The sequence below is a fragment of the Methylomagnum sp. genome (assembly GCF_054333355.1).
Genome location: NZ_JBTEKS010000187.1, coordinates 1 through 8,464 on the forward strand (window position 1 = coordinate 1; position 8,464 = coordinate 8,464).

Sequence of the window (8,464 nt, forward strand, 5' to 3'; positions counted from 1 at the left end):
GCCGAAAATCTCCCGCGTCTCGGTCTTTTCCTTGGACAGGATGGGCGTGCCGGTGAAGCCGACGATGGCGGCGTTGGGCAGGGCTTTGCGCATATTCCGGTGCAGGGTGCGGCTTTGGCCGCGATGGGCTTCGTCCACCAGCACCAGAATTTCGTCCGAGTCGTTCAGTTCGGGGAATTGGTGGAACTGGATGGATTCCTCGAAGGTGATCTTCTTGGTGCGCTCCTCGCGTTGCGGGGCTTGCCCGTTCGCGCCTTCCACCACCCGGATTTCCTGGCGAGGAATGGTCATGCGGACCTGTTCCGCGTTGCGCCGGGCGTCCGGGTCTTGGTACTTCTGGATCATGGCGAACACGAGGTCCGGGGATTGCTCGCCCAGGATGCGCTGGGTCCGGGCGGTCGCGGTTTCGCGGCGCTGTTGGTCCGCTTCCGAAGGGCGGACAGTTTCGCCGGTCAGTTGGGCGGTTTCCCGTAATTGCTTTTCCAGGTCGGTGCGGTCGGTGATGACCACGATCTTGAACCGACTCAGCTTTTTTAGACCGCGCATTTTGCGGACCAGGAACACCATGGTCAGGCTTTTCCCCGAGCCTTGGGTGTGCCAGACGATGCCGCCGCGCTGGTCCCGTTCCGCGCCTTGGCGGCGGCTTCGACCGGCTAGCAGCCGCTCACAGGTCTTGTGGACGGCCCGGAATTGCTGGTAGCGGGCCACCACTTTGCGGGTTTTGCCATCTACTGGCTGGAACAGGATGAAGTTGCGCACGATGTCGAGGAAATGGGCGGGCCGCAGCATTCCCGCTACCAGGATGTGCTGGCTGGTCAGGCTTTTACCGGCGGGCGGGTTCGGGTCGGGTTCGCGGTAGAACAGCGGCGTTCCCGCTCGGTTGGCTTGTTCCGCGCCGATGGCCCGCTGGGCTTCCGCCGCGTCCCGTTCCGCCGCCGCGTGGGTTGCCTCGCGGGGAATCAGGCCGATTTCTTCGGCGACTTGGGACATGGGCACCGGGCTGGTGTCGGCCCATTCCAGGTAGGCTTCCGGCGGTGCGCCCACGGTGGCGACGCGGGCCTCGAAGAAGTTGCTGACGATCAGCAGTTGGTTGGCGTGGAACAGGCGCTCCACGCCTTCGTCGTCGGGGTATTGCTCGGGGTAGAGCGCTTTGCGCTGGTTGCTGTAGCGCAGCAGTTGGTCGATGGCTTGGGCGAGTGGGTTTTCGATGCCGGGGCTTTTGAATTCGGCGAGTGCCAAGGGCAGGCCGTTCACGAACAGCACGGCGTCCGGGATGATGTGGCCGCGTTCGCTGGCGAGGGCGACCTTGAACTGGTTGATGACGAGGAAGTCGTTGTTTTCGGGATGGTCGAAGTCGATGAACCGCAGCGGTTGCGGGCGTCCGCCGTCCCAGCCGGGCAGACCCTCGGTGACGGTGCCTTTGAGCAGCAGTTCGGTGACGTGGCGGTTGGCTTCCATGAGGCGCATCCCGCCGGTGCTTTCCAGTTGGCGGATGGCCTTGTCGATGCGGGTTTCGTCTAGCCAGGGCTGGCCGTCGGGGCCGGGGTTGAGTTTGCGGAGGGCGGCGGCGAGGCGGGGTTTCAGGAGGACTTCGCGGAAGCTTTGGCGTCCGGTGAGTTCGGGGACATCGGTGTCGCCTTCGAGCCAGGTCCAGCCTAATAACGCAAGTTGTTGGCAGAAGGGGCGTTCTACGAGGAGGGATTCCCATTGGATTTTGGTGTCGCCGTAATTCATGCCCCCTCCGTGTCGAGTCTCTGGTTGGTATTTGTTATTCGGGTACGAAAACTCGCGGACTCAAGCCGAGCCGTTTGACTCGCCGCGAAAATTTGCGGTCATCGAAGGAGGCCATGCTTGCGCATTTCGCATAAGTCGCATGGTGCAGGGCGTCGGCGAAATCCAGGCCATTCGCGTAATTGGCGAGCGCGTTTTCGACGGCGTCGCGTTCTTCGATATGGATTTGCGGCAAGGAAAGCAGGTGGTGCAGCGTGGCGGCGATCTCCGGGGGCTTGAATTGATAGTAGCCCCGCATCACCCATTCGAGTTCGAGCAAGACCGTCCTGCATACCATCAACGGCTGGCCGGATTCGATCAGGCGCTTGGCCGCTTCGCGCTGTTTCAGGCTTTCTCCGTCCGTTTCGTCTTCGATGTAGTACCGGGCCAGGATGTTGGTATCCAGCCCGATCATTCTGGCGCTTCTCCTTCCTTGAACAGCGAAGCCGGGTCGAAATCGGCGGGGATGGCGGGGCGCTTGGATTTCAGCATTCCAAATCCCGGCGTGGCGGTTTCAGGCGGCTCATTCAGTACCCGCAGTTCGATATGGTCGCCGACCAGGGAGAAGCCGAGCTTACTGCCTTTCGATATTCCCAGTCTTTCGCGCAATTCCTTCGGGATAGTGACTTGGCCTTTGGGGCTGATGACGGTGGTTTCCATGGTGGCTCCTAGTTTCGAAAAATCGGGATTAGAAAGCGGAGGACTTTGCGGAAGCTTTGGCGTTCGGTAAGTTCAGGGACATCGGTGTCGCCTTCGAGCCAGGTCCAGCCCAAGTGTTCAAGTTGTTGGCAGAAGGGGCGCTCGACGAGGAGGGATTCCCATTTTACTTTCTTCTCATCAACCCATTGCTCCACAAATTCCGTCCTCTTAAGTTAATCAGGATAGCTCAGTGCCGGAGAATAGAAGCCACTTAATCACCACGGCTCTATAGCACGTTCGTCTGACCTTTTTATCTTTTTAGCTAGAGCCAAGATATCTATCAAAAGATTCTCTTACATATTCTGGGGTAAGCTCTTCTAGCGGCGCATGTTGAGCAGATATAAAATTCCATAGAAAAACCATATTGTCCAAATTGAGGGGGATGGGCACTTCCAACAGCATTAAATTTCTAATCACCTGCGCCTTACTTATTCTAGATAATTCTTTCGCCACGGCGGCATCGGCGTTCAATACATCGACAATAGACTCAGATAGAGATGGCGCTAATCTCATTCTTAAGTTCGTATGCAGCATCGCCGCCCAATTTTTCGCCTTATAATGCCTGTACGCTAATTCATCAAATATTTTTCGCATACTCCACTCAGCAGTTTCAAGAGTGGCGACAACTCCGTTAAGAGCCCGACTAGATTCGTCGCAGCCAATCCAATGACTCGGACACTTATAGCGAAGATCATGCTCTACTTCATGCCAGCCCTCAGAAAGTATTGAGCGAATTTGAACCTCAAACGTTAGATCAATCGGAACTCCTTTTAATGCCCGACCAACGTCAGACTGGAGGTGCGACGGAATCTTGAAAATCAGATTGTACCGAGTAACGGAGAATGTGCTGGCAGATGGCGTATCGATAGTTGATGACTCAGGGTCGAAGGCGTATTTTGAGCACAAAAAAGTCTTTACTATCTCGATATCTTCTTGGAAGTATATTACGACCCTAATGCCGATGGCGTCTTGGATTAGCTTTCCTTCAATGCTGTATTTTTCGGGCTCTTTAGAAAGTTTCTTATTAATTGAATAATCGGACTTCCCTCTTCCAAAGACACGGCTTAATATTCCTACTGAGTCCAAGTCATGCTCAATCTCTCGTCGCAGAATTTCTGCATTCCAACGAAATACGTCAGTGAGCATGTTGGCTCTCCAGCAATATCTTCTGGATATCCGATATATTTTCTTGGTTAATGGTTATCAAGCTGTTTCTTGTGGTTTCAACAATAAGACCCTTTTTTTTCATTCGCCACACGCTATCATAAAGCCTTTCTGAATTATATATCCTAGTTGGGTAGCATAATACTTTAAGTGGCTTAAAGATGGGTCTTGATGGCATATGTTCATAGGACTCCCCAATTGGCCATAACTTTTTTAGAATGAATGCTTCGATATTCAATGAGCAGTCATTATTAGGTGAATCACTCGGGTCAGTAGGGCGATGGCTAATTGCCTTAATAAATTCTGGGTCGCCGCTTCCCCCAAGCACAAAGATTGGAGCTCGCGATTCTGAGATTGGAAGAACACAATTATAAAATCTGCAATTCAAAAAGGTTACGTTATCCATATTTTGCAAGTTAAACCTGCATTTGCTAAATTGACACTCGTTGAATTGAAAGTTACTAATAAGGAATTCCCCAATTTCAATGTCGGTAAACGTGATGCCCTCAGCCTCGCCTTCACTTAATGGAAATAAAATTTTATACATGAGATCGATTGAGATTTCGATCCGAGAGCCAATATCGAGAAATGGTAGTGACTCATTGAGTTGCTCATATAGTCGCGAGCGAGAATCCGGGTTGCGGGGTTTATAAGAACCTACTGCCGGCTCGATGAATCTCAGATCGTCACTCATCCAATCTGGCATCAAGAAAATGTTTTCTGCAACGTAATTACCAAAGGCAAATTCGTTCACGAAGGATATTTTATTTGGGTCATTAGCGCTGCGATCTAGTAAAGCATGGCTAGCAAGCTTATTTGCTATCTCTTCTCGGTTTGGCTTGTCAGTTACTGGATACCTTGTTCGTGTGTCATCCAAGGCTTTTTGCTGAGAAGAAAGTATATAGCTAATAATATAATCTCGCTCTTCCGCAGTATATCCGCATTGCATCATGTCGTGAGCAATAGAACGAAGAATAGAATGTTGTACCTCGATATCCATTCGAAGGTCTTGGCGCTCCCTCTCGCGGTCAAGCATATATGTGAAATAGCTCTCAACTATAGATTCTGGATTTGATACTGCCTCTAAGAAGGACTTTTCATTTATGCAGCGTAAATATGAAAGAAGAACAGGGTTTGCCATCGCCTCAATCCGTAGATCGGCCTGCTCAAGTTGGCAAAGTCGGCTTTCCGATAGCCAATCAGTTACTCGTGGTTCTTGAATCCTTATTCGGATAAGCCGGAAGTTAGTTGCGTGGCGGTCAAGCCATTGATGAAATTCATCACCATCGAACAGGACAGTTCTACGAGTGGTTATTATTATTTTTGCATGCCCCGTTAGTAGTTCACTCACTGTCTCCAGCATCGGTTCTTGATTTTCAAACGAACCTGTATCGTCATCTTTCCTTAGCAATTCATCAAATCCATCTAGAATGGTTATTATTCGTCCATTTCGGATTTCTGATTGAACTAACCTTGAACTTAGCAAAGGAAATGATCGGTCAATCTCATCGAGCAATATGTACCTAAATATTCTCGCCTGTCTATTTCGTGAAAGTTCAGCATATAAAGGCAAGTGACTTTCATCCTCCGCTAATAGTTTGAGAATTTCAAAAGCCGTGCAAGTCTTGCCGAAGCCTGCGGCCGCCTCAATTAGAAATAGTATTGGCTCGTCTGTATTGATTAGACTTAAAACTTCTTCTGCGGGGCTTAAATCTCCGTCTTTTCCATTGATTTGGTAAGGGGATTTTATGTAGTCGTATTTGGCATCCTTCCCATAGACAGATACAATATTTGTCGAGAACCTTCGGTAGTCCTCAAGCAAGCGATGCCGAGTTGATTCGACGGAGAAAAAACCTTTAAATAGCTCGCTTTCTGCTTGTTCTGGCGAGACCACGAGCCTCGTCGTGCATGCATAACCCGATTTCGAAAAGCTCTCAAAGGCTTTTTCAGTCTTGGCATCACTATCAAGTTTAACAATTTCGGCGTTATGAAAATAACCATTCTTAAGCGTGAAAACAAGGATGCCGTCTTTCGATTGGTCGCTAGCCAATTGGAAGCCGTAGCGTTTATAAATATCGATAATCCGTTGTTTCATTTCAACGCTCAAAAGTCTCATAAATCAGTAGTCTTGGTAAATGCTTATTTGTTATTTTAAATAGAGCTTATAGCGAAAACTATGGCGGAACGCCAACTAACCGGCTAAGTCCCTATCTGGTAAGTATCAAGAGCCACCCCATCTCCCCCAGCCATCCCCAAGCCACCCCAATATGCTCACGGGTAAACAGGTTCTCCTTCCGCCGATTCTACCCGCAAATCTGCGCATAGGCTTCCTCGGGATTGGTGGCCGGTGCGTTCGCCTTTGGGCCACCCCGATGCGCCACCCAATGCACCGTGGATAATAATTCCATTCCATAGGGTGTTTCAAATCCATCCACTAGCTGCATGATGCGGACAATCCGGGCGAGTGAGTCACCCGCCGATTTCAGCCAGTCGGCGGCGAGGGCTTCCGCGTCGCCGATCAGTTCGATGATGCGATCCGGCTTGGGGCTGTCCCCGTAGCCGCGAATGTAATGCCCCTCCAAGGTTTCCAGCACCTTGTTGAGATTGGGGGCGTAAGGGCCGTAGTGTCCGGCTTCGTAGTTCAGCCGTAACGGCTCCCCGGCGGCTTGCAGGAAATAGGCGAGCTTCTGCACTTCCAGCAGGCTTAGCCCGCCGTCGAGCGGCTGGTAATCGCCCATCAGCTTGAGGAACAGGGCGCGGGCTTGGGTCAGCTTCGGGCGTTCGGTGCGTACCGGCATGGCCTTGGCGTCGGGTGCTCCGGTCGGCTCGAACAGCAGCACGCGCACCTCGGGCAGGGCCGCGAAGGCGTGTTCGATCATGGGCCGCACCACCCGCCAATCCAGCCCGCCCAGGCCGCAGCCCAGCGGCGGGACGGCGATGGAGCGAATCCCCAAGCGCCGCACGTCCGCCACCAGCGCCGTGAGTCCCGCCGCCACGTCGTCCAGCCGGGACGGGCCGCGCCAGTGGCGCTTGGTGGGGAAGTTGATGATGTAGCGGGGATTCACGAGGCCGCCGTTGTCGTGGATGAACATCCGGCCCGGCACGACTTCCCCGCGCTGGCAGGCGTCTTCGTAAAGCTTGTAGTTGGCCGGGAACGCCTGCTTGAACTGCAAGGCGATGCCTTTGCCCATCTGGCCCACGCAGTTCACGGTGTTCACCAGGGCTTCGGCATCGGCTTCCAGCAGGTTGCCTGTGGCGATTTCGATCATGGTCCGCACTCCCGGTAATACCAGCCGCTTTTTACCTTCACTGGCGGGCGGCTTCGTTGTGGATATTGGTCAAGTATGGCTTCGGCTTTGGTCTTGGTCGATTCGTTCAGGACGCCGATGCCGCCTATCTGCGCCCAGTCCAGCGAGCGCCAGACCAGGAATTCCGCCTGTTTGCGGCGCTGGCGGTCGCCGTCATCGTCGGTGTTCTGCCAATACTGCGCCGCGACGATTTCCCAATCCACCGCGTCCAACTGGTTCAGGTCATCGAACCAGCGAGTGAGGCGGTTCAAGCCGTGGCCGTCCGAGAACACGAACCGCGCCCCGCTGGCGGCCACGCGCTCCACCGTGGTGACGAGATAGACCAGGGGTTCCTGGCCTTCGGAATAGCCCGGCACTTGGCCGGTCTTGAGTTTGAGCAGCATCACCGACAGCGGGCCGAAGTAGAACGGCAGGTAATCGTGGATCGAGCCGCACGGGCCACAGGGCACCTGCTTTTCGCGGCGGCTGGCCTGCACGTCGGCGTCGTGGATGGTGTGGTAGGGCAGCCCGTCGTCGGGCGTGAAGTTCGGCGCGTGGAGCGCCCCGCGCCGGAGCAGCGTCGGCAGGTTGTCGATGTGGACCAGCCGGTAAAGCAGCGTTGGGCGGGGAATCTGGCCGGGCATTAGGGCAGTTCCAGGTCGGGCGGGACGCGGACTTGGCCGGTGAGGAGGTCGGCGATTAATCCCTGTTTGAGTTGCCGCAGAATGAAAAGCTCTCGCTGTTCGGATTCAAGTTCCTCGTTTGTACCTTCGATTAAATCGAGAATTACACTTTGCTCTGTGAGGGGAGGGAAAGTAATGAGTGTTTTCTGCAAGTCGTCGAGGTCGAGTTTCTTTGTTCCGTGTGTGGCCTCCGTGGCTTTTCTAAGAAACTTCCAATCATTCGCTAAAAACCAATAGGCCAAAAACTTTGTATTCAATCCCTCGCGGCCACGAATCGCTTTAATATCTTGGTTAAAAGCAAACGGTCTGCAATTTAGGCAAACCGGGAACGTATGGGCAAGAATCATTCCCCGAACGACGATAAATAGTGTTCCCGACGGCATTATTTTGGATGAGTGACTCGCGGCTTCCTCGGTTACATGATCGCTCGTATCATTCAACTCAAACCGCTTCATATCCTTCGGAGTCAAAAGTGGGAAATTACCCCGCCAATATTCCGGCCTGCTTTTGCTTGGAGTTCCCCCACTGTAGAAATCAACCACATTCCCTAAGAAATCCGATTTCCATGTTTCAGGATAGTCTCCATCTTCAATATCACGTATCTCTCCATTCTCATCCACCCCGCACGTCAACAGGTCATGCAGCATTCCGGCGCGTACCTGCTTGAGCTTGGCAATCAGGACTTCGGACTTTTCGATGGAGTCGTCGAGGGCATCAAGAATTAGACATGTTCCCTACCTAAGTTGTTGTTTTCAATGAGAGTTTAAAGTTCCAGAGGCCCGCTCCAATATAAATAAAGGTATCTAATAAATGTGTCAGATGATTTCTTGAGCGATGCACCAAACTATGCAGACATTTCAT

The 8,464-nt window shown here is 52.8% G+C and carries 8 protein-coding genes; all 8 read right to left on the reverse strand.

Annotation, left to right across the window (positions count from 1 at the left end; translation table 11 throughout):
- Positions 1–1,734 (reverse strand): type I restriction endonuclease (locus ACXWUF_RS14010; protein WP_458495274.1); only part of this gene is annotated, 1,734 nt, incomplete at its 3' end.
- Between the two features lie 34 nt (positions 1,735–1,768).
- Positions 1,769–2,185, reverse strand: a complete 417-nt coding sequence (locus ACXWUF_RS14015; protein ID WP_458495275.1) for a type II toxin-antitoxin system VapC family toxin — start codon at positions 2,183–2,185, stop codon at positions 1,769–1,771.
- Positions 2,182–2,430 (reverse strand): AbrB/MazE/SpoVT family DNA-binding domain-containing protein, encoded by a 249-nt coding sequence (locus tag ACXWUF_RS14020; protein WP_458495276.1) that lies wholly within the window; start codon positions 2,428–2,430, stop codon positions 2,182–2,184. The genes ACXWUF_RS14015 and ACXWUF_RS14020 overlap by 4 nt, the downstream gene beginning before the upstream one ends.
- Positions 2,431–2,727: 297 nt before the next feature.
- The gene (locus ACXWUF_RS14025; protein ID WP_458495277.1) at positions 2,728–3,615 is read right to left on the reverse strand and encodes a hypothetical protein; all 888 of its coding nucleotides are present in this window, start codon (positions 3,613–3,615) and stop codon (positions 2,728–2,730) included.
- A complete protein-coding gene (locus ACXWUF_RS14030) occupies positions 3,605–5,728 on the reverse strand; it encodes a hypothetical protein (RefSeq protein ID WP_458495278.1) in 2,124 nt (707 codons plus the stop codon). Before ACXWUF_RS14030 ends, ACXWUF_RS14025 begins: the two co-directional genes overlap by 11 nt.
- Before the next feature lie 208 nt (positions 5,729–5,936).
- Positions 5,937–6,902: a type II toxin-antitoxin system antitoxin DNA ADP-ribosyl glycohydrolase DarG gene (darG, locus tag ACXWUF_RS14035; protein WP_458495279.1), complete on the reverse strand. Its 966-nt coding sequence runs from the start codon at positions 6,900–6,902 to the stop codon at positions 5,937–5,939.
- Positions 6,899–7,564: a type II toxin-antitoxin system toxin DNA ADP-ribosyl transferase DarT gene (gene darT / locus ACXWUF_RS14040; RefSeq protein ID WP_458495280.1), complete on the reverse strand. Its 666-nt coding sequence runs from the start codon at positions 7,562–7,564 to the stop codon at positions 6,899–6,901. The genes darG and darT overlap by 4 nt, the downstream gene beginning before the upstream one ends.
- The gene (locus tag ACXWUF_RS14045; protein ID WP_458495281.1) at positions 7,564–8,250 is read right to left on the reverse strand and encodes a restriction endonuclease subunit S; all 687 of its coding nucleotides are present in this window, start codon (positions 8,248–8,250) and stop codon (positions 7,564–7,566) included. The genes darT and ACXWUF_RS14045 overlap by 1 nt, the downstream gene beginning before the upstream one ends.
- Between the last annotated feature and the right edge of the window lie 214 nt (positions 8,251–8,464).